The following is a 22,564-nucleotide window of genomic DNA, read 5'->3' as shown; positions in this document are numbered from 1 at the left end:
TCTTTTAAACTTTGTACTGAGTTCTCTCTAACTGCAACGCTGGTATATCTTTTCACAGCGTAATGCAAAATATTTTTATTACTTTTGAGGCTATATTACCGCAACATCTATATACACGAAATCCCCTTCATGTTTTACACAATGAAAGAGTTGATTTTCAGTATTTTATAAATTTACAAACAATTTTTCGCGCCAAAAGAGGGGCAAAGATATAAAAAGTTATCCACAATTACAAATAAATCATCTCATTTTGAGGCTCTTAAAAATAAGAGAGACTGCCCAAAAATGAGCAGTCCCTCCACAACACAAGCTAATCTTATGATTATTTCACAATAATCTTATAAGATTTTATTTTCGATTTGGTTTCTATTTTAATCATATACCCCCCAGTTGGAAGTGAAGATGTATTAATACCTGTATGGGCATTAAACTTATCAGTCTTAATAACCTGCCCCTGTGCTGAGAACAAAGTATATACTCCTTCTTCTGCTGATGTAATTTTAAGATCTTCTCCAGCTTTTACAGGGTTTGGATATACTTTTACATCATTGACCGCATCTGCAATATCTGTTGCAGCAATTTTTGCAGCACCGGATACACTTTTCAGCAATGAAGCATAAGGTGAAAGTGGTGAATCCGGAGATCCTCTTTTCACAAGATCTGTATCTACCACAGCCTGAATACCATCTTTATCTTTATCATTAATTGTAGAGATGAACCCGCCTCCTAAAGTATCAAGATTTCCTTTTCCTATCTTATAAAGGTCAAAGTCCATTCCATTGGAAGTAATATCCAGGAAGTCTGGTTTATCATCACCGTCTGTATTTTTGATTGGATATTTCAAAACTCCCGAATCTGGTGAAGTTTCCAGAATATCTGCAATTCCGTTTTTACCGACCGGAACATTTGCATCGATAATTCCATTATGATCTGCATCAATCTGATTGATTACTGAGGTTGGAATTCCAGATTCAAATAAATCTAAGATACCGTCATTATCAGAATCAAGGTCAAGATAATTAGGAACAGAATCTCCCAATACTGGTGTTATCAGGATATCTCCTTCATTATCGTCATCCTGAAACTTACCGTTTTTATCAAAATCTTCTACTGAATCAGGAATACCATCATTATCAGAATCCAAATCACAAGCATCTACAATTCCGTCACCATCAGTATCCAGTGAAGGAGACTTGTCATTTACTGCTGTACATCCTTCTGCACAGTCAGGAATTCCGTTTCCGTTATTATCTATACTGTCATCTCCTCCCTGGCATTGGTCGAAGCAGTTTGGAACACCATCGTTATCATCATCTCTGCTTGCAAAAGCATTATAGATATAGTAGTTTTGAGGAAAACGAATGGCTGTTCCGCTATTGAATGTAATCTTAATACGGTTAAACGGTTTTGTAGCCTTTCCTCCAACATAGAATTTATTTGAATTCGTAGTGAAGAAGTTTCCACTGATAAGACTTCCAGAACTTGTAAAGGTATCCGTCAAAATATTTCCGTTGTATAATGTTACGGTAATATTTTCCAGAACACTTACCCCAAGAAGATTTCCTGCTTTTTCTACAGTGAATCCAGCCATTGTATTGGCAGGAAGTACAGCGTTAGTACCTACCGTTGCAAATGCTGAGAAAAGACTAAGAATAGATGCTGCCGGAACCGTTGCCGTTGCATAGTTGGATGGATTGTTATCCACAATAGCTTCCGGATTGGTCATTTTTGCTAAAATAAGGCCAAGGAATCCAGGACCCGAAGTCCATGTAGCTCCTGTAACCAAATTACCTGGTACGGCAGATCCGCTTGTCTGGATTTTATCATCACAATCACAAGAAACAGGCTCTTCAAAAGCATAGTATACTTTCAGTGCTCCTAAATTAAATCCTACTGTTTGGGTAATTTTTAATCTTACTTCGTTGAAAGGTTTAGTGGTTGTCAATGTAACCTTTTGTCTTCCCGAACCGTATCCTAATACTTTAATATTGATTAAACCTCCTCCGTCAGACAGTTGTTTTGAATCCTGAAGCTGACCGAAAAGATAAGTTTCTATGGTAATATTTTTTAAGAATTCTGCACTTAACAATTTCCCCTGATCATCCGGCTCTATAACAAAACCTGTTCTGTTACCCGCTGGGTACGTCTGGTTTTTATCAAGAACTCCTACCGAATAAGACCCCAATAATCCAACTGGCAGCACTATCGATCCATAAGAGTTTTTATTTCCATCTCCGATTCTTTCTTTATTCTGAACGTAAGAAAGCGGAGCTAAGAAACTGCTGCTCCCGGATACATTCCCGTCAACACCACTTCCAGCAATGATATCATCACAAATACCGTTGTTATCTGTAGGTACTTTTGCAGGATCAAATGCGAATGCATAATATACATTCATTGCACTGAATACGGAAAGAACATTGGTCTGATACAATCTTACTTCATCAAATTCTTTTGAAGTTTTGAAATGCAGGAATATCCTGTTTTTGCTTCCCCCAAATGCAGGTACTGACAAAAGTGTACTGCTGGTAGTAGTCTCCTGAAGAACCCCATTCTTATAGGTACTAATTCTCAAAGAGCTTAATAGGTCTACTGTGATAAAGCTCGTACCAAGATCTACATTGAATCCGGTAATATATCCCGCAGGATAGGTTGTATTTTTATTTTTTACAGATATTCCGTTTCCACTTAAAAGAGAAGCGAAATTCCCCATACTTACGCTATTATCAAGGCTGGCATCCACTACAGGATTCATGCTTCCGTTATAACATGCAAGACAAATCCCTGAATTGTTGACAGGTTTTGCTTCTACACCCATCCCACGGATCGGTTCATAGCCCTGCTGCGCAAATAATACCGCAGACATCAAGAATGTCATAAGCATTGCAGCTAATTTTTCGAATAATTTTCTGGTCATTTTTTATTTTTTAAGGTTTGTGTTTATTTTTATTTAATTAGTAAAGTGCCTTCCAGTTCGTTCCATTACAGCCTTCATGCACTCTAGTAGATGTATTATATCGGATTGCGCCTTCTTCAGCTGTTGTGCATGATGCATTAGCACCAGAAGCAACTCCTTTCATCTGAATCGCGGCACCAGTAGATGTAGCTGCAGTGGGAGCCATATTAATTCCTAATATGGTATCTGTTCCATTACCCTTATTGAAGAAAACATGTTCTTTGTTGGCATACACCATTTGCCCTGCAGCTGCCTGACCGGAAAATCCTATTGCAAAAGCTTCTGTACCAGTAGCTGTATTTGCAGAACCAACAGCTACATTGTTTAAGGATGTTGTATTTCCACTTCCTATAGCTATTCCTCCGCTATTTGTATGATTATTTCCAACTGTAAGGCCTGTAAGACCTGTTACTGTATTGAGGTTTCCAAAAACCAGGTTATTGGCACCTGTAGCACTATTATTATTCCCTATTACTTTAGCCCCATTATTGGCTGTATTGTTTAATCCGATAGCTACAGCCGGAAAATTCCCCTGTGCAGAGACAGTATTATCTTTTCCCAATGCAACATTGGAAGAAGTACTATTTGTAAGGGTATTGTTTGATCCCCACGTAAGTGAAGCATAAGGACCTGCAGCAGAATTAGAATTTCCACCCTGCAGTGTTCCATTGATATCTAATACTCCTTTTACATTTTTTTGAGTAGCCAGTACTAAATTCTGACCATCATTTGTTCCTAAGTAATTCCCGGTACCAATATCAGTTCCTAAAGCAGCGGATGTTGCAGTTGTACCCGCATTTCCTACTGTACGCCAGCTTCCGCTTAAACTCCCCCATTTAGTACCGTCAAAATAATAGTAACCGGGAGAGACTACATCCACAGTTTGCCCTGTAGGCGCAGCTTCAACTGATGTAACGTATACGATTGCTCCGGTTTGAGCCGTAGTATAATTTTTAGCTTTCAATTGTATTCCCGTAATTCTTGGAGCTATCACACCGTCAAATTTACTTGTATTGGAAGGTGATCCTACGATATCAAAAGTAGCCTGAGGCTGTGCTATATTAATCCCTACCTGAGCGGATGCGGATAAACCAATTGATAAAAGAGTGATGGTTAATAATTTGTTTTTCATTTGTAATGATGTTTGCTGTTTTTTATGTATATGTGTTTTTTTTGAAAGGACAATTCTCGGGTATTCTCATTTAAATAATAAATGAAATAACACACTGCACCGTAAAATTGTAAGAAATATCAGATAGAGGAATGGACCAGTTTATCAGGGATTTTAATGATAAACTTAAAACCGTCAATCAGTTTAATAGAATTGGTATAGAACTTTTTAGCCTTTCCAAATGCCAGAAAAATATGCTCTCTATAGTTTAAAGTTGTGTAGCTCCATTTATTCCATACAGCCACCAATTTTATATCTCTATGTAAGAATAACTGAGTATTGGTTTTGTTAAAAAAGTCAAGATTGTATCCGGAACCCTTACAATAGAATAAATGGATTCCGTTTTGATCACCGGCCTTTGCATTTACAAATACCAGATTATTTCCTGCTTCAGGCCAAAGATGAACAGAAACATCAGCTAAGCACCCTTGCAGATGATTGTCACTATCTGTACAATGTGATAATTCAGTTTTATTCATTGTTACAGATATAAACTTAGCGTTTAGTTTTCCTACAGCAGCCAAAAGCAATAGAAGCGCAATTTTATGGCCGTAGGAAAGAAAGTAATTTCTATCCAATTATGTTGTGTTTTTTTTCGATACAAATATAATATTTTTTCAACCAAAACAACACTTTGTTAATAAAAATTTACACAAAATAAAGAAATAATAAAACATAGATAAAATATTATGTTAATTTCTATCAAATAATCAATAATAATAAAATATATCAAAACATAAATTAATAATATTGGAATACTATTATTGAATAAACTACAGATTTGCAAAGACTTACATACAAAAAAGCCTGAACAAATTGTTCAGGCTTCTATATTTATAATAAAATTGAAATTATTTCAATTCTACTTCAGCACCAGCTTCTTCTAATTGCTTCTTAAGAGCTTCAGCTTCGTCTTTAGATACACCTTGCTTGATTGGAGCAGGAGCACCGTCTACGATATCTTTAGCTTCTTTAAGACCAGCACCAGTTAAATCTTTTACTAATTTAACGATAGCTAATTTAGAAGCACCTGCAGACTTAAGAATTACATCGAATTCAGTCTTTTCTTCAGCAGCTTCACCTGCACCACCTGCAGCAACAACTACAGCAGCAGCAGCTGGCTCAATTCCGTACTCATCCTTAAGGATAGCAGCTAATTCGTTTACGTCTTTTACAGTTAGGTTTACTAGCGTTTCAGCTAAATTTTTTAAATCTGACATTGTTGTAATGTTTTTGTTGATTATTTATTTAATTTTTTGAGAGTAATTATTCAGCAGCTGGCGTTTCGTCAGTGCTTTCTGCAGCAGGAGCTTCCGGAGCTTCAGCAGCAGGAGTTTCTTCCACTACAGGAGCAGCTTCTTCAGCTTGAGCTTCTACAGTTTCAGATTTGTTTTGAAGAGCAGAAACAACTCTTTGAATTGGAGACTGAAGTAATCCGATGATTTCACCGATCATTTCTTCTCTAGACTTGATGCTTACTAAAGTATCAAGGTTGTTGTCACCAACATAGAAAGTTTCTTGAACGAAAGCTGATTTTAAAGCCGGCTTTTCGTCTTTCTTTCTGAAGTCTTTGATTAATTTTGCAGGAGCATTAGCTGTCTCAGCAATCATTAAAGCAGAATTTCCTTTGAAAGTGTCAAACATTTCAGAGAAATCTACTCCATCAATTTGCTCCATTGCTTTTTGTAAAAGTGTATTTTTTACTACTTTCACTTTGATATTTTGCTTGAAAGCTTGTCTTCTGAAATCTGAAGATTTAGCAGCGTTCAAACCTTCTAGATCTGCTACGTATACTACTTTTGCATCCTGAAGCAAGTCTTTGATCTCTTGTATTGCTACAACTTTTTGGTCTTTTGTCATTGTCTTAGGATTAAATATTAGTTAACAGATTTAGTATCAATTGCAATACCAGGGCTCATTGTAGAAGACAAATAGATGCTCTTCACATAAGTTCCTTTAGCAGCAGTTGGTTTCATTTTGATCAATGTCTGGATAAGCTCCTGAGCATTTTCTTTGATCTTAGCAGCATCGAAAGATACTTTACCAATACCAGCATGGATAATACCATACTTATCTACTTTGAAATCAATTTTACCTGCTTTTACTTCAGTTACTGCTTTACCAATTTCCATTGTTACAGTTCCTGATTTAGGGTTAGGCATTAAACCTCTTGGACCTAATACTCTACCTAATGGACCTAATTTACCCATTACAGCTGGCATAGTAACGATAACGTCAACATCTGTCCAACCTTCTTTGATTTTTTGCAAATATTCGTCAAGACCTACATAATCAGCACCAGCAGCTTTAGCTTCTGCTTCTTTATCTGGAGTTACAAGAGCTAATACCTTAACATCTTTACCAGTACCGTGAGGAAGAGATACAACACCTCTTACCATTTGGTTTGCTTTTCTTGGGTCTACACCTAATCTTACAGCGATATCTACAGAAGCATCAAACTTTGTAGTGTTCACTTCTTTTACAAGAGCTGAACCTTCTTCAAGGTTATAGATTCTTCCTTTTTCTACTTTGCTTAAAGCTTCCTTTTGCTTTTTAGTTAATTTTGCCATTTCTTTAAGTTTTAAGCGTTAGTTGGTTTAGTTCCTGTTACTCTTAATCCCATAGATCTAGCAGTACCTGCAACCATAGAAAGAGCAGAGTCCATTGTAAAACAGTTAAGATCCGCCATTTTATCTTCAGCGATTTTCTTTACTTGTTCCCAAGTTACAGCACCTACTTTGTTTCTGTTTGGTTCACCAGAACCTCCCTTGATCTTAGCTGCATCCATTAACTGGATCGCTGCAGGTGGAGTTTTAATAACGAATTCAAAAGATTTGTCTTCGTATACTGTAATTACTACAGGTAAAACTTGCCCTGGCTTATCTTGGGTTCTTCCGTTAAATTGCTTACAAAACTCCATGATGTTCACACCTGCAGAACCCAATGCTGGACCTACTGGTGGAGAAGGGTTAGCTGCGCCACCTTTCACCTGAAGCTTTACCATTTTAAAGACTTTCTTAGCCATTGTTTGTTTTTTAAATTTGAATAATTAATGAGTTTGGAAGCATTTATTATTCAGTAGGTTATGCACTCACATAACAATAAACCTACTTTTTGGACTGCAAAAGTATAAAATATTTTTGAAATAGCAAACGGAAATTGCTGATTTTTAAAAAGTTTAAGAAAATAAATCATAAGACAGTCCAATCTATTTTTTTAAACGCCATCAGGAAAACAAAAAAAATGGCTATTTACATTAAACAGCCATTTTTTATATTTTGAAATGAAAGATTAGTTAAAAACCTGATGGTTTATTTATCGTCTGGGTAGAACCATCAGTCCCACCAAGGTTTGCATTGATATCGCTGATATTTTGTTTTTCAATCAATCTTCTATAAGCCATCAGATAAAGATCAACCGTAAAATTGTTGTAAGTTCTTCCCGGATTGGCTGAAGTGACAGCAATAATTCTGCTGTCTGTAAACCGTGCCTTGATATGCCATGTCCCATTACTTTTGAACGCTACTACTTCAGGGGAACCTTGTTTATTATCATTCACTCCATTATCTCCGTAGTCAAGCATTACATTTGTAGTTCCATCATTCAGTTTAAATGAATAATTATGAAGAATAACCAGAAAATTATTGGCATCTATCTTTGTATCATAATCTGCGATTCCAGCACCAGATACCCCGGTAAGAGTAAGTTTAATGTAATTAAATAATCCACTGCTTTCCAAAGACGGATCATAAAGCTGCAAGCCATTTTGTGAAGTTGCTAAAAAGCTACCTCCCGTCATGGTAGGTTCTCCCGGATTTCTAAGATATAGAGAATTCGTATAGGTTTTTCCGTTAACGTCAAGTGTTTCTGCAGGGTTTGCTGTATTGATCCCCACTTTTCCTTTCTGGGCATTCAAAAATAACCCAAGGCACATGATTATTGTGATATAAATTTTCTTTTTCATATTTTTTTATTGAAGCCCTAGAGGCGTGTTGGTTGATACTCCTGAGTAACCAGGTGAAGCTGATGCTGAAACAGAGCCATTAAATGTTCCCCAATCCTTTACTAATGATTTTTCAAAGACATTCAAAGTTAGCGTCCATGTTCCATTTTGGGAAGAAACCGTTCCGGCCCCTTTAAAAGCTAAATTAATAGCATGATAATTTTTGCCGGCACTGGTTACCTGCGTAACTTCAGTTGCATAAGAGCCATATGACTTCGGAGTGGTGGTTGTATTTGCCGCTGACACTGCTCCTGTAAAAACAGCACCTGTAATTGCCACTACATATTTATTAACATCTAATCCCGTATTGAGATTCACAACTTCATCTTGTCTCACATTGGTCAATACCACATTATACATATTTACAGGGGCTACATTACGGAGCGATATATCCAACAGCTTAACCTTACCTACCGGTGAAGTATCTTTAGAACGGGTAAGCAAAAGATAGTTTCCATTTGCTTTCGTATTTTCTGTATCTATTAAATAAGACTCTACTAATGTTTCTCCCTCAACATCCAGAGTTCCTTTAGGTGTTTTAGTATTAATTCCTACTTGTGCATTTAAATTTAAAGCAGCAAAACCAGTAAAGAGTATTACAATAATTTTTTTCATAGCGTATTTTATTGAATTAGTGGGGCTGCAGCAGCACCTGTAGTTGAAGCGTTCAAATTTTGTGTAGGACTAAAATCTTTGGCATATGATCTGTCAAATACCAATAAATTCAGTGTCCAGACTCCTGTAGGAAAAGAGTTATCAGGTGCGAATCCCTGGTAATCTGCCTTAAGTTTCCATGTTCCTGCTGAAGAATAAGCAAAAATCTGAGGCATTGGTGTAAGCCAATCTGCAGAGAAAGTTCTTGTAGGCTGTGTAAATCCAAAAGAAGAGATTACTACCAAAAACTTGTTTGAATTGATTTTTGTGTCAAATTCATTTACCCAATCCTTATCTGAAGGGTCACAGGTAATTTTGAACTGAATAAGATTAATAGGCGCCGGTGAGTTGGGTACAAAAGAATCATTGTACGCTGTAATTTTGTTTTCCGGTGCCGGAGATTTGATAATGAAAGTGTAATTCTCATCCGCTTTCAGTTTTTCCATAGGTTGTTTGAAAACAATTCCTGATGTCTTCATTGTACCGTTCACGGTAAGTTCTTTTTCAGGTGCAACAGTATTGATACCAACCTGAGCACTTGTGAGTATAGATGTACCCACCAAAATGATCATCGAAATAATTTTTGTCATTAGGGTTGTGTTATTTAAAGCTTGTGTTTCAGATACTAATTCAGTTCTTATATTTTTAATTAAAAGCATAAAACTACCATACACCAGTAGACAGTGCATTAAATAAAAAAATATAAAATTATTTGGATTAGTTAACAGGGTGTGCAATAAGTATGCCATCTACAGGTGAATTAAACACCAGATAAAAACATTGATATAGAAAAACAAATCTATTCCCTAGAGTGTGATAATTGAACTGGAGTAAAGTACTTTACAGTAGTAATCAACAGAAATTTATAAATTAAACAAAAGACAGAAAATTTATAAAAATATATCTACAAGGTTATTCAGCAATGCTTTATGGTATGGTATAAAAAGCAAAAAGACCGCTTAATAGCAGTCTTTTTTATATTTTATAGTAATTATTATACTTTTTCTACTTGCATGTAGCTTAGTTCCATTGGAGTTTTTCTACCGAAGATCAATACAGAAACTTCAATTTTCTTTTTATCTTCAAGAATCTTCTCAACTGTACCATTGAATCCGTTGAAAGGTCCATCGATCACTTTAACGTTTTCACCAACTACATAAGGAATTTCAACATCGCTTGCAAATTCTGAAAGTTCATCCATTCTTCCAAGCATTCTGTTAACCTCAGATTTTCTCATTGGAACAGGATCACCTCCTTTTGTTAAACTTAAGAAAGAAATAACACCAGGAATATTCTTGATAGCGTGAGGAATTTCTCCCATCAGGTCAGCTTCGATCATCAAGTAGCCAGGATAGTAAGGTTTCTCTTTAGGAACTTTTTTACCGTTTCTAATCTGGATCACCTTTTCCATAGGAATAACCACTTGAGTAACGTACTGCTCAAACCCTAGACGTTTGATTTCTGTCTCAATATAGTTTTTCACTTTATTTTCCTGTCCGCTGATAGCTTTCAGCACATACCATTTCAATTCGCTCATTATGGAAAATACTTAATTATTAATTGAACAAGTTGATTAGCATTCCTATTATGTTGCTGATTGCTTTTGAAAACAATTCATCAACTCCAAAGGTAAATAATGCCAGAATCACTGTCGCAATAGTCACTACAATTGTAGAAGACTGAAGGTCAGCCCATTTCGGCCATTCAACCTTATGTCTGAATTCGTTATAAGAACCTTTTAAAAAATCGACAAATGAACTCATAATTTATATTTGCACGGGCACAAGGATTCGAACCCTGATCAACGGTTTTGGAGACCGGTATCCTACCATTGGACGATGCCCGTAGTTAAAAAAAGCTCCGTAAAGAAATTCCTTACGGAAGCTTTTTATATTTTTAAGATGATTAGTCTATGATTTCAGTAACCTGACCTGAACCAACTGTTCTACCTCCTTCTCTGATCGCAAATCTAAGACCTACGTTAAGAGCGATTGGTTGTAACAATTCTACAGTGATCTCTAAGTTATCACCAGGCATTACCATTTCTACACCTTCTGGTAAGAAGATCTCACCTGTAACGTCAGTAGTTCTAACATAGAACTGAGGACGGTACTTGTTGTGGAATGGAGTGTGACGTCCACCTTCTTCCTTAGAAAGGATATAAACAGAAGCTTTGAATTTTTTGTGTGGCTTAACTGAGTCTTTCTTAGCGATAACCATACCTCTCTTGATGTCAGTTTTTTCAATACCTCTCAACAATAGACCTACGTTATCTCCAGCTTCACCTCTATCTAGGATTTTTCTGAACATCTCAACTCCTGTAATAGTAGAAGTTAATTTTTCGTCACCCATACCTACGATATCAACTGGATCTCCAGTGTTGATAACACCAGCCTCGATTCTACCAGTTGCTACAGTACCTCTACCTGTAATAGAGAATACGTCTTCGATTGGCATCAAGAATGGCTTTTCAGTATCTCTTGGTGGTTGCTCGATCCAAGTATCAACAGCATCCATCAATTCTTCAACGCTCTTGAACCACTTATCTTCTGTGTTAGCAGGAGATGCAGTAGCTGCTGTAAGAGCTCCTAATGCAGAACCTTGAATTACTGGAGAGTTGTCTCCGTCGAAATCATAAGTAGACAATAGGTCTCTTAATTCCATTTCAACAAGCTCTAATAATTCTGGATCGTCTACCATGTCAACTTTGTTCATGAAAACAACGATTCTAGGTACGTTTACCTGACGGCAAAGTAGGATATGTTCTCTAGTTTGAGGCATAGGACCATCAGTTGCAGCACATACTACGATAGCTCCATCCATCTGAGCAGCACCTGTTACCATGTTCTTAACATAGTCGGCGTGACCTGGACAGTCAACGTGAGCATAGTGTCTTTTTTCAGTCTCGTATTCGATGTGAGCAGTATTGATAGTAATACCTCTTTCTTTTTCTTCTGGAGCAGAGTCAATTGCAGAGAAGTCTTTTTTCTCAGCAAGACCTTTGCTAGCTAATACAGCAGAAATAGCAGCTGTAAGAGTAGTTTTACCATGGTCAACGTGACCAATAGTACCAATGTTCAAGTGTGGTTTGTTACGATTAAACGTTTCCTTTGCCATGATTTAAAATTATTTATTTATTGTTTTTCAAATTTTCGGTGTGCAAATATAATGAATTTTTAAATACCAAAAACTTTTTATTAAAAAAACTTTCAATATTCTCATCCAGTGAAGGACAAACCTTATATTTAACGTATTGAGACTGCAAATTTACAAATTTTTCCGAATAGAAAAAATCCTTGGAAACGTTTTATTAAAAATATAAACTATCTCATTAATTATGAATACAATATACCGACAAAAAATCTGGGTAGTGATCTCCATCTCTAAATCCAATTTTATTTTTTCCCCGTAAATACAAATGCAGTAAAAGCTTTTTGCCGTGCGATTAGTGTTTTAAACTCATCCTATTTTATTTCAATAATGGAGAAGCGCGGAAAACTTTGTTTTCCGCGCTTCTGACTAATATAAATGAAAGATAATTTAAATGTGACTGAGCTTTTTCGTTCTGTTGAAGATCCAGAAAATAATCGGGAAAATAAGCAGAGTAAGCACTGTAGCAGTAATCAGTCCTCCGATAATGACAATTGCCAGAGGTTTCTGAGATTCTGATCCGATCCCTGTAGATAAGGCTGCCGGCATCAATCCGATGGAGGCCATCAATGCTGTCATAATTACAGGTCTTGTTCGGGATTTCACTCCACTGAATATGGCGGTGTCTATATCCATTCCATCTTTAACATTCTGATGGAACTCCGTGATAAGAATTACTCCATTCTGGATACAAATTCCCAGAAGAGCAATCATTCCTACTCCTGCAGAGATTCCAAAATTGATTCCGGTAACATGCAGGGCGATAATTCCACCTATTAATGCAAATGGTACATTCGCTAATACCAGAAGAGAATCTTTCATATTCCCAAACAGAATAAACAACAGGAAGAAAATCATCAGGATACTCACCGGTACTACCTGTGCCAACCTGTGCGAGGCACGCTGTTGGTTTTCAAACTGTCCTGTCCATCCTACAGAATATCCGTCCGGAAGTTCAATCGTTTCCACTTTTTTCTGGGCATCAGCAATCGTACTTCCCAAATCCCGGTCACGAATGGAAAATTTAACTCCGATATATCGTTTGATATTGTCTCTATAGATAAATGCAGCACCGTTATCTTTAACAATAGTACTTATTTCTTTTAAAGGAATCTTTGCTCCACCTTGTGTAGGAACCATCAAAGCAGCAATGTCATTTTCATTGGTTCTGTATTCCTGAGAATAACGCAGACGGATCGGAAATTTTCTTTCACCATCAAACATTTCTGAAGCGGTTTTCCCACCAAATGCCATTTCCAGTACAGCTTGTGCATCCGCAGGCATTACTCCGTAAGCCGCCATTTTATCTCTGTCCAGCACAACACTTACTTCCGGCTGGCCGATATTTTTAATAATCCCCGGGTCTTTTACGCCTTGTACGTCTTTAATCTTCAATAAAACTTCATGAGCTAATTTGTCAAGGGTTTCCAGATTGTCCCCATAAATTTTGATTCCGTTCTCAGCTTTAAAACCTGCTACGGCTTCTGCTACGTTATCGGAAATCGGCTGGGAATAGTTGAAAGTAATTCCCTGATAACTTCTGAGTTTTTTATCTATTTCATTGATCAGTTCATCATAAGTGATCTTACGTTTCCACTCTTCCCTTGGCTTAAGATTGACTGCAAACTGTACGAATCCAAATCCATTGGGGTCGGTTCCGTCATTACTTCTTCCTGTCTGCGCGAGAACATCTGTCACTTCAGAGAAACTCATTATGTCTTTCTTTAAAAGATCTGCTGTTTTCAGAGATTCTTTTAATGAAGAACTCATCGGCATTTCGGCAGTAATCCACAATGAACCTTCATTCAGCTGAGGAAGGAATTCTGTTCCAAGGAATTTTCCGGAAAATAAAGTGACAGCCAAAAAGGAAATTGCCACGATCATACTCATTTTTTTGTGCTTGAATGTTAAATTAAAGCCTTTCAAAACGATTCTGTCCCAAAAATTAACAAACGGATTATTTTTTTCTCTTACATTTTTATTTAAAAGGATATGCGAAAGAACAGGAACCAATGTTAATGTGAATATCAAAGCTCCCATTAATGCAAATCCAAGTGTAAATGCCAGAGGAGAAAACATTTTCCCTTCTACTTTCTGGAATGAGAAGATAGGAATCAGAGAGGTGATGATGATTAATTTTGAAAAGAAGATTGCTTTTCCTAATCCGGTTCCGGTCTGCTTGATCCAGCCTCCTTTTGCGAGTTTATTAAATTTCTCCATTCCGTACCGCTTCGCTTTATGGTCCAGCATTACGAAGAGCCCTTCCACCATGACGACGGCTCCGTCAATGATAATCCCGAAGTCTACCGCTCCTAATGAAAGCAGGTTGGCACTCATCCCGGCCAGTTTTAAACATAAAAATGCAAATAGCAGGGACAGAGGAATGATGATGGAAACAATCAGAGTTGTTCTCCAGTCGGCCATGAAGATTAAAACAATTACTGTAACCAGCACAATACCTTCAATAAGGTTATGCATTACGGTATGGGTTGTAAAATCCATCAGATTGTCGCGGTCATAGAAAGTGACCATTTTGACATCTTTTGGAAGCACTTTTTCGTTAAGCTCTTTAATTTTAGCTTTTACTCCTATTAAAACTTCCCTTGGATTCTCTCCTTTTCTCATCACAACGATTCCTTCTACCGTATCGTCATGATGATTCAGGGCTGCCTGCCCTACTCTAGGCATAGAGCTTTCATGAACTTCAGCTACATTTTTCACCAAAACAGGGTTTCCGCTATCATTCTGAATGGTAATATTTCCGATATCCGCCACTGATTTTACGAGACCTATTCCCCTTACCACATAGGCCTGCCCATTTTTTTCAATAACATCTCCTCCTACATTCAGGTTGCTCTTGGTGACTGCGTCATATACCTGAAGAGGTGTCAGATTGTATTTATCCAATGCTCTTGGGTCGATACTTAATTCGAAAACTTTATCCTGTCCTCCAAAGACATTGATATCCGCTACTCCGGGTACTCCTCTTAAAGCTCGGTCTATCACCCAGTTTTGTAAAGTAAGCAGTGTTCGGGAATCTTTTGTCTTACTTTCCAGCGTGTATCTGAAAATCTCACCGGTTGGCCCGTAGGGTGGCTGTACTTCGGGATCTACCTCATCAGGAAGGCTAATGGTTCTTAACTGGTTATTGACCTGATTTCTGGCAAAAGTATCGTCCACCCCGTCGTCAAACAGAATTTTAACAATGGAAAGCCCAAACATGGTGGTACTTCTTACACTTGTTTTCTTCTGAACCGGGCTCATCGCCAATTCGATGGGTGTAGTGACAAAACGTTCTACTTCTTCCGCACTACGTCCATTCCATTGAGTGATGATTACAATCTGGGTATTGGTTACATCCGGAAAAGCTTCAATAGGCATATTTTTGAAACTTATAAAACCGGAGATGGCTAAAATCGCTACCCAGATAAAGGTAAATGCTTTATTTTTTAATGAAAAAGCGATTATATTTTTTATGAATTTATTCATGATAGATAAATTGATGACCTAAAAAAGCCGTTAAAGAAAAAAATACATATTCTTAATGGTTTAATAAGACTAGCTGTTCAGTGAACGGTAAACCAGCAGCTGGTTGTTGGTAATCACTTCTTCCCCTTCTTTCAGGCCTTCTGCAATATAAGTGACATCACCTACCTGTTTTAATACCTTAATTTCTCTGATTTTCACATCTGTTCTGGATTTAAATACCACCACAAAACTTTTATTATCGTCAAAGATCACGGCTTTGGATGGAACAGTCAGCATTGTATTGCTTTCCAGGCTGGAAACTTTTATAGTAGCTTTACTGTCCGGAATCAGGAGCCCGTTGGCATTATCCAATACAACTCTGGCCTGCATAGCATTGGTCTGCGGATCAATAATTTTAAATATTTTATCAATTTTCCCATCAAAAATTTTGTCCGGATATGAAAGAGTGGATACCTGCGCTTTCATTCCAAGACTGATCTTATCAATATCAGATTCGTTAACGTTCATAATCGCCCAAACATTGGTAGTATTGGCAACATCAAAAATATTATCGCTTCTGTCACTTCTCAGCTGCATATCTTTATTGATACTTTTCTGAACAATATAGCCGTTGATAGGTGCTACTACACTGTATATATTTCCGGTTTTCACATTATAAACGGTACTTACAGCCGCCGCTCTCTGCAACTGGTCTTCGGCTTTTTGCAGCTGGCTTTTGGCTTCCAGAACATCTCTTTCTGTATTTAGTTTTCCTTCATAGAGCTCTTTCGAAACACGAAGGTTATTTTTTGCCACTACCAGATCTGTTTTTGCATCGCTTACATCCTTTTGAATTTCTGCAAGCTCAGTACTCCTGATGGTTGCCAGTACCTGCCCTTTTTTCACATAGTCACCCAATTCTACATTTACACTCATCACATTTCCTCCTACCAGCGGGTAAACATCTATATAACTGTTTTTATCTGCGGAGATCTTCCCATAAAAACTGTATTCATCTTCTATATTCTTTTTTTCAACTTTTGCCAGGGAAATAGAATTCAGCATAGTATTGCTTAGCTCAAATCCTTTTTTGGCGTGAATATTTTTCTCTTCCTCTTTTTTAGAACAGGCCATTAATGAAAGGACCATCAATGCGGGGATAATATATGTTTTCATCATTTTAATAGAAGATTTTCGTTTGTATTAGTTGATTAAGCTGTTCTGCCGACTGCATGATTTCATTTTTCATATCATAGATCTGAAGGGCTGTCTCCCTATAGCTGTCCATAAAATCTGTGAATTCAATCAGATTGACATTTCCTTTTCTGAAATTGGTGAGCATTCCGTTGTAAACAAGCTCCATATTCTGAAGATCTGTAGTTTTCACATCCTGAAGCTGATCATATTGTACTTTCCAGGTTTTATAGGCAGATTGAACTTTTGTTTCAAGGGTCAGTTTCTGAAAATCTGCATTTTTCTGGTTCTGCTGAATGGCATAGTTTGCTTTTACTACATTACCCTGATTTGATTTCCATAAAGGCAAAGGAATTCCCAATGTCAGATTCGCTTCATTATTAAAGGTTCCTCCTGCCTGATCCCATGCGGCACCTACGGTAACATCCGGCACATTCAATGATTTCTGCCACTGTGCATAGAGTTTACTATTATCAATAAGTTTCAGGTTGTAACGATAATCGGCATTATTTTCCAGCGCTTTGCTTTTCAGTTCATTTTCATCCCCGAAAGGCTGCGCTGCCAGAGCTTCTTTGGCTTCAGCTTCAGATATCGTAGGTTCTATTTCTTCTGAAATTCCCGTTAAAACTTTTAGGCTTTGTTCAAAATCCAGAATATTTTTATTGATCTCAAGTTTATCATGATTCAGCTGGATCACAATACTCTGTAATCTGACAGCATCTTTAAGGGAAACGTTTCCTTTTGCAGACTGTACACGATAGGCATTTAAAAGATCATTCATATAGCCTAACTGTCTGTTTGTATTTTCCAGTTTCAGTTTTTCGTAGTAAAGATTGTAATAGGCAGATCGGAGCTGAGATCTTAAATCCACCAGCAGTTGGGAAAACTGAAGCTGGGCCAATTCTTTATTGGATTTGGCAAAAGCAATTTCGTTTTTCTTTTTGCCACCCATATAGATCAACTGGGTAATTCCTGCTCCTTTAGAATGTCCAACATCAAAAAACTTTTTGTCTTTGGGATTATAAGCATTGAATTGTCCGCTCAGTTGGGGTAATTCCCATATTTTAGCCTGCAGAATATCTGCATCAGCCATATTGATATTGTATTGTTCGGCGAGCAGCTGGAGGTTGTTCTTTTGAAAAGCTTCTTCGCAATCCAAAAGAGACATCTGCTGTTGTGCTGCCGCGAATGAGGAAACGGCGAGGCACAGCACTGCAATTCTGTTCATTATTTTTCTTTTTAAATTACAAAATTGCTTTGATGCGATTAAAAGAAACTTAAATGACGATTAAAAAAATATTAAAATAGCCTTAAACAGGCCGTTTCAACGAAAATTTATTGAACAAAAAAAAGTATATTTTTCTCCAACTATTGAATTTTTCGATAAAAATTTAATCTGGAGTTTAACAAAAGGCTAGGGGCTTTTGTATCTATTTTTTAAAAAAAAGGGTAAACTTATTCATATAGTCTTCAGGAGAAGAATAGATGATATCGGCATCGTGATATTCCAGAATTCTTTTAACGATTCTAAGACCCAAACCTGACCCTGATATATTCTGAGCATTATTTCCTCTTGTGAAAGCTTCAAACAGTTTTGTCTGCTCTTCTTCAGAAATAGTATTGCCGTGAGAAATCACTTCAACGGAAAGATTCTCATTGGTTTCGGTAATCAGGACCTTCACTTCTGTATTGTCTGAATATACTGCTGCATTTTTAAACAAATTAATAAAGACAATCACTAGCAGTGACTGAATTCCTTTTATCGTAAGAAAAGCATTCTCTGAACTGTCTTCATTGATCATGAAATCCAGCTTCAGCTGTGGATAACTTTTCTCTACGGCTTCAAAAGCTTCAAAGATGGCTTCATCAACCCTCACTTCTTCATAAATACTCTGGATATTTTCTTTATCAAATTTTGTAAGCAATAAAAGTGAATTTGTCAGATCTGACAATTGATATACATCTCTTTGAATCTGTTGTAAAGATGACAAGGTTTCTGGAGAATGTTCTTCAAACTTAATTAAGTTCTCCAGCTGAAACGCCATCCTCGTAATAGGTGTTCTGATCTCATGGGAAGCACTGGCCGTAAAATCCTTTTGTGACTGAAATACATCATCCAGCCTCCCGATCATCGTATTAAAAGATTTCGCAAGAACACTTACTTCATCATTGGACTGCTCTACAGGAATCTGTGTGGTTAGTTTATGCGCCGTAACTTCAGATATTTCTTTGTTCAGGTCTTCCAGCGGCCGAAGGAACTTTTCAACAAAATAATAACTAAAAAAGCCAATAAGCATTGTACTCATCACATACGCTGTAACCAAAAGATATTTAAGATATCCCAGTTTTGATTTTCCATTGGTATCAAAAGCACTTGTAAGGATATAATAGTTTTCACCGTTGATTGTTCTGAGTGCAGCATAGATCTCCGGAATCGTCTTTTCCGTATAGATGATCTTCTTTTTATCAAGTTCTTTAAGCATTGCACTGTCCCAGGTAACATTCCGGTCCTTGATTGTACTGTAGATCAATTCTTTTTTTTCGTTGAAAATTAAAATCTTTTCATTCAAAAGAATGTTATCTGAATTTTCATTGAAGAAAACCGGTGCTTCTTCTTCAAAGTCTTTGGATTTTGAGATAAAATGAGAGGTGAATTCCAGCCTCTGCCTGAATCGTTCTTTAAACTCATCTCTTCGGAAATCATTAAAAGATAAATAAATGACCGCCATCACCATTCCAAAAAGCAATGAAAAGGCGATACTGATCGTTAAAGCTATCTTTCTTTTTAAAGACATTTATAATGGGCTTAGGTAGTATCCAAATCCAGAACGGGTATGGATCAGTTTTATTTTAAAATCTTTATCAATCTTTTTCCTCAGGAAATTGATATAAACTTCTACAGTATTGGTATTTGTATTAAAATTGTGCTCCCACACATGTTCTGTAATCTGCTGTTTGGAGACTGTTCTCCCCTGGGCTTCTGCAAGGTATACCAACAGTTGAAATTCTTTTAATGTAAGGGTAATTTCATTTCCTCCACGATAGACCTTTTGTTCTGTTTTGTTAATAATAAGATCATCAATTCTGAGAATATCCTGATCCGAATTATCAGAAGGGGCTTTTCTTCTCAACAAGGAGTTCATTCTTAAAAGAAGTTCTTCAAACTGAAAAGGCTTTACCAGATAATCATCTGCCAGTCTGGTGAAGGCATCTTTTTTATCAGAGATATCTCCATAGGCAGAAATGATAATGATGGGTGTATTTTTGTCAAAAGAACGAATCGTCTGACAGACATCAAGGCCATTTATTTTTGGAACATTGATATCCAGCAGATACAGATCGTAAGTATTATTTTTTATCTGGCGGAGAAAAGTTTCCCCGTCATAAATCTTATCACAATTAAAATTATTGGATTCTAAAAATCTGCAAAGTTCTGCAGATAGAATGAGATCATCTTCTAATAAAAGAATATTCATCAAAATTTTATTTTACACGAATTTAACGAAAATTTTACGATTGTGATTCTAAAGATGAAGTTAAAGTTTCCAGGACACCTCTGCAGCTTTTTGCTATACACAAAAAACAGATTGAGTAAAGAAGTAAGATAGAATTTATTTTCTGATTTTATCTAAGCGGATGTTTAACTATAAAATTATCCGGTGACAAAAATTATCTTTTTCTTTCAAAAAATAAAATGAGGGCAAAAAAAATTCCCGAAAAGATTCGGGAAAATTGAGAGCCAACTACGGGACTTGAACCCGTGACCTCTTCCTTACCAAGGAAGCACTCTACCGCTGAGCTAAGTCGGCACTAACTAAAAAAATCACACTAAGTAGCGTGATTTCTCGTTGAGCGGAAGACGGGGGTCGAACCCGCGACATTCAGCTTGGAAGGCTGACGCTCTACCAACTGAGCTACTTCCGCAATTTTGTTTCCAAAACTATTGGTAAACGCTGTGCAAAACTAAAAAAACTTATTTAATTTTGCAAGTTTTTTATAATATAAAATGTGGGGAGAGCAGGATTCGAACCTACGAAGCCGAAGCAACTGAGTTACAGTCAGTCCCATTTAGCCACTCTGGAATCTCCCCAGATATTTTATATTAAAATGAGCCTCCAGAGGGATTCGAACCCACGACCCCGAGATTACAAATCACGTGCTCTGGCCAACTGAGCTATGGAGGCATTTTAATAAAAGACTGAAATTGATTGAGAAACTCTACTCTACAGATTTCAGTGTTAAAAAAAATCACTTTTATTAGGTGATTTTTTTGAGCGGAAGACGGGGGTCGAACCCGCGACATTCAGCTTGGAAGGCTGACGCTCTACCAACTGAGCTACTTCCGCAATTTTGTTTCCAAAACTATTGGTAAACGCTGTGCAAAACTAAAAAAACTTATTTAATTTTGCAAGTTTTTTATAATATAAAATGTGGGGAGAGCAGGATTCGAACCTACGAAGCCGAAGCAACTGAGTTACAGTCAGTCCCATTTAGCCACTCTGGAATCTCCCCAGATATTTTATATTAAAATGAGCCTCCAGAGGGATTCGAACCCACGACCCCGAGATTACAAATCACGTGCTCTGGCCAACTGAGCTATGGAGGCAAATATAAAAAAGAATTCAAAAGATCGCTGTTCCTTTTTTGCGAGTGCAAATATAGAACGGATTTTTTGAATTCTCAAATATTTTATAAACTTTTTTTAACTTTTTTTCCTAAGCCATTTCTTTTTTCTTGATTAGTAGCTTTTTAGCTGTATCAACACAAAGATCCAAACTTTCTTCAAAACTCGAGGATGTCTTCTTTACTACGATATCGTCTCCCGGAACCGCCAAAATAATCTCAGCTGTTTTATTAGCTCTATCAGCGTTATTTTCCACTTTTAAAAATACCTTACACTCCTGAATTTTGTCGTAAAAGGTTTCTAATTTGCTTACTTTTTTGTCAATGTGTGACTCTAGTGGTTCGTGTGGTGTTAAACCAATTGATTGAACTGAAATCTTCATAATTCTTCTTTTTTTGATGCTCGAGGGTGAGCCTGATTAAACACTTTTTTCAATTGTTCAATATTAGCATTCGTATAGACTTGAGTACTGGCAAGACTGGAATGCCCTAATATTTTTTTCACTTTGGAGATCTCCGCCCCATTATCCAACACGTGTGTAGCAAAGCTATGGCGAAGGATGTGAGGACTTTTTTTTTCTTTCGTTGTTATAAGACTAAGGTACTTATTAACTACCACATAAACAAATTTTTCGTTGAGTTTTTTCCCTTTCTTATTTACAAAAAAACAGGATTTAAATTCTGTCTGTGGATTTCTTATTTCCAGGTAACTTTCAAGAAGTTCAGACAATTCATTGGAAATAGGGATTACCCTTTCTTTATTCCCTTTTCCTATTACTTTTAATTCATTTCCGTATAAGTCAACATTCTCAAATATCAGGCCACAAAGCTCAGCTTTACGCATCCCTGTTTGATAAAGCACTTCCATAATGCATTTTTCAAGCACATCATGCACCTGTTCGAAGATCCTGTCATTAAGATCCGCCATTTCCTCCTTAGAGATAGGTATCTGTTTTTCAGCGTAAAACTTCAGGGAAGAGATCCCTTCGGTGGGAGACACTTTAATTTCACCTATTTTTAAAAGAAAAAGATAAAAACTACGGAGCGAGGATAATTTTCTATTGATACTTCTTTTGGAAATACTGTTTTCGCTTAGTTCAACAATAAAATTTCGTATAATTTTCTTGTCTGCTTTGGCTAAATCATTGGAAGATTCTGTTCGGAGAAAGAAATGGGAAAAGTCTTCAAGGTCTTTTTTGTAGCTTGTAACAGTGTGGGGAGAATATCTTTTTTCGAATTGTAAGTATTCTAAAAACTTTTCCAGCATCATAGGTATAAAAATAAAAATTCACTCCTCAAATATAAGAATTTAAGAAGTGAATTAATATATGGTTAAGAAAAAATC

20 protein-coding genes and 8 tRNA genes are annotated in these 22,564 nt (G+C 36.8%); all 28 read right to left on the bottom strand.

Annotation, left to right across the window (positions count from 1 at the left end):
* Positions 1–322: 322 nt before the first annotated feature.
* The gene (locus LKL37_RS11005) at positions 323–2,917 is read right to left on the bottom strand and encodes a T9SS type A sorting domain-containing protein (protein WP_431610616.1); all 2,595 of its coding nucleotides are present in this window, start codon (positions 2,915–2,917) and stop codon (positions 323–325) included.
* Positions 2,918–2,954: 37 nt separating this feature from the next.
* Complete coding sequence (locus LKL37_RS11000; protein ID WP_431610615.1) at positions 2,955–4,088, bottom strand: hypothetical protein; 1,134 nt, start codon at positions 4,086–4,088, stop codon at positions 2,955–2,957.
* A gap of 119 nt (positions 4,089–4,207) precedes the next feature.
* Positions 4,208–4,705: a hypothetical protein gene (locus LKL37_RS10995; RefSeq protein WP_431610614.1), complete on the bottom strand. Its 498-nt coding sequence runs from the start codon at positions 4,703–4,705 to the stop codon at positions 4,208–4,210.
* Positions 4,706–4,978: 273 nt separating this feature from the next.
* Positions 4,979–5,347 (bottom strand): 50S ribosomal protein L7/L12, encoded by a 369-nt coding sequence (rplL, locus tag LKL37_RS10990; RefSeq protein WP_076781873.1) that lies wholly within the window; start codon positions 5,345–5,347, stop codon positions 4,979–4,981.
* A gap of 46 nt (positions 5,348–5,393) precedes the next feature.
* Positions 5,394–5,987, bottom strand: coding sequence for a 50S ribosomal protein L10 (rplJ, locus tag LKL37_RS10985; RefSeq protein WP_431610612.1), 594 nt, complete (start codon positions 5,985–5,987; stop codon positions 5,394–5,396).
* Positions 5,988–6,004: 17 nt separating this feature from the next.
* Positions 6,005–6,697, bottom strand: a complete 693-nt coding sequence (gene rplA / locus LKL37_RS10980) for a 50S ribosomal protein L1 (protein ID WP_002976422.1) — start codon at positions 6,695–6,697, stop codon at positions 6,005–6,007.
* Positions 6,698–6,708: 11 nt separating this feature from the next.
* Positions 6,709–7,152: a 50S ribosomal protein L11 gene (gene rplK / locus LKL37_RS10975; RefSeq protein ID WP_431610611.1), complete on the bottom strand. Its 444-nt coding sequence runs from the start codon at positions 7,150–7,152 to the stop codon at positions 6,709–6,711.
* Between the two features lie 270 nt (positions 7,153–7,422).
* Positions 7,423–8,091, bottom strand: coding sequence for a hypothetical protein (locus tag LKL37_RS10970; RefSeq protein WP_431610610.1), 669 nt, complete (start codon positions 8,089–8,091; stop codon positions 7,423–7,425).
* Positions 8,092–8,097: 6 nt separating this feature from the next.
* Entirely contained in the window at positions 8,098–8,745 is a 648-nt protein-coding gene (locus LKL37_RS10965) for a hypothetical protein (RefSeq protein ID WP_431610609.1), read from the bottom strand.
* A gap of 8 nt (positions 8,746–8,753) precedes the next feature.
* Complete coding sequence (locus LKL37_RS10960; RefSeq protein WP_431610608.1) at positions 8,754–9,374, bottom strand: hypothetical protein; 621 nt, start codon at positions 9,372–9,374, stop codon at positions 8,754–8,756.
* 404 nt (positions 9,375–9,778) lie between these two features.
* Positions 9,779–10,321 (bottom strand): transcription termination/antitermination protein NusG, encoded by a 543-nt coding sequence (gene nusG / locus LKL37_RS10955; protein ID WP_123943340.1) that lies wholly within the window; start codon positions 10,319–10,321, stop codon positions 9,779–9,781.
* A gap of 19 nt (positions 10,322–10,340) precedes the next feature.
* Positions 10,341–10,547 carry a preprotein translocase subunit SecE gene (secE, locus tag LKL37_RS10950; RefSeq protein ID WP_002976410.1) on the bottom strand — a complete coding sequence of 69 codons (207 nt, stop codon included), beginning with the start codon at positions 10,545–10,547 and terminating at the stop codon, positions 10,341–10,343.
* Between the two features lie 12 nt (positions 10,548–10,559).
* Positions 10,560–10,630: transfer RNA gene (locus LKL37_RS10945), tRNA-Trp, on the bottom strand.
* Between the two features lie 59 nt (positions 10,631–10,689).
* The gene (tuf, locus tag LKL37_RS10940; protein WP_318846406.1) at positions 10,690–11,901 is read right to left on the bottom strand and encodes an elongation factor Tu; all 1,212 of its coding nucleotides are present in this window, start codon (positions 11,899–11,901) and stop codon (positions 10,690–10,692) included.
* Positions 11,902–12,324: 423 nt separating this feature from the next.
* Entirely contained in the window at positions 12,325–15,423 is a 3,099-nt protein-coding gene (locus tag LKL37_RS10935; RefSeq protein WP_431610607.1) for an efflux RND transporter permease subunit, read from the bottom strand.
* Positions 15,424–15,492: 69 nt separating this feature from the next.
* A complete protein-coding gene (locus LKL37_RS10930) occupies positions 15,493–16,578 on the bottom strand; it encodes an efflux RND transporter periplasmic adaptor subunit (protein ID WP_431611211.1) in 1,086 nt (361 codons plus the stop codon).
* 4 nt (positions 16,579–16,582) lie between these two features.
* Complete coding sequence (locus tag LKL37_RS10925; protein WP_431610606.1) at positions 16,583–17,824, bottom strand: TolC family protein; 1,242 nt, start codon at positions 17,822–17,824, stop codon at positions 16,583–16,585.
* A gap of 202 nt (positions 17,825–18,026) precedes the next feature.
* Complete coding sequence (locus LKL37_RS10920) at positions 18,027–19,391, bottom strand: ATP-binding protein (RefSeq protein WP_431610604.1); 1,365 nt, start codon at positions 19,389–19,391, stop codon at positions 18,027–18,029.
* Complete coding sequence (locus LKL37_RS10915; RefSeq protein WP_431610603.1) at positions 19,392–20,072, bottom strand: response regulator transcription factor; 681 nt, start codon at positions 20,070–20,072, stop codon at positions 19,392–19,394.
* A 261-nt stretch (positions 20,073–20,333) separates the two neighbouring features.
* Positions 20,334–20,405, bottom strand: a tRNA-Thr gene (locus LKL37_RS10910).
* Between the two features lie 42 nt (positions 20,406–20,447).
* Positions 20,448–20,520: transfer RNA gene (locus LKL37_RS10905), tRNA-Gly, on the bottom strand.
* An 85-nt stretch (positions 20,521–20,605) separates the two neighbouring features.
* Positions 20,606–20,686: transfer RNA gene (locus LKL37_RS10900), tRNA-Tyr, on the bottom strand.
* Between the two features lie 20 nt (positions 20,687–20,706).
* Positions 20,707–20,780, bottom strand: a tRNA-Thr gene (locus LKL37_RS10895).
* A gap of 89 nt (positions 20,781–20,869) precedes the next feature.
* Positions 20,870–20,942, bottom strand: a tRNA-Gly gene (locus LKL37_RS10890).
* A gap of 85 nt (positions 20,943–21,027) precedes the next feature.
* Positions 21,028–21,108: transfer RNA gene (locus LKL37_RS10885), tRNA-Tyr, on the bottom strand.
* Between the two features lie 20 nt (positions 21,109–21,128).
* A tRNA-Thr gene (locus LKL37_RS10880) sits at positions 21,129–21,202 on the bottom strand.
* Between the two features lie 109 nt (positions 21,203–21,311).
* Positions 21,312–21,602: an HPF/RaiA family ribosome-associated protein gene (locus LKL37_RS10875; RefSeq protein WP_431610602.1), complete on the bottom strand. Its 291-nt coding sequence runs from the start codon at positions 21,600–21,602 to the stop codon at positions 21,312–21,314.
* Complete coding sequence (locus LKL37_RS10870) at positions 21,599–22,486, bottom strand: tyrosine-type recombinase/integrase (RefSeq protein WP_431611210.1); 888 nt, start codon at positions 22,484–22,486, stop codon at positions 21,599–21,601. Before LKL37_RS10870 ends, LKL37_RS10875 begins: the two co-directional genes overlap by 4 nt.
* Between the last annotated feature and the right edge of the window lie 78 nt (positions 22,487–22,564).

The sequence above is a fragment of the Chryseobacterium sp. 'Rf worker isolate 10' genome (assembly GCF_050753305.1).
In the GTDB taxonomy this organism is placed as follows: Bacteria; Bacteroidota; Bacteroidia; order Flavobacteriales; family Weeksellaceae; genus Chryseobacterium.
This window is presented reverse-complemented; position numbering and strand designations above follow the sequence as displayed.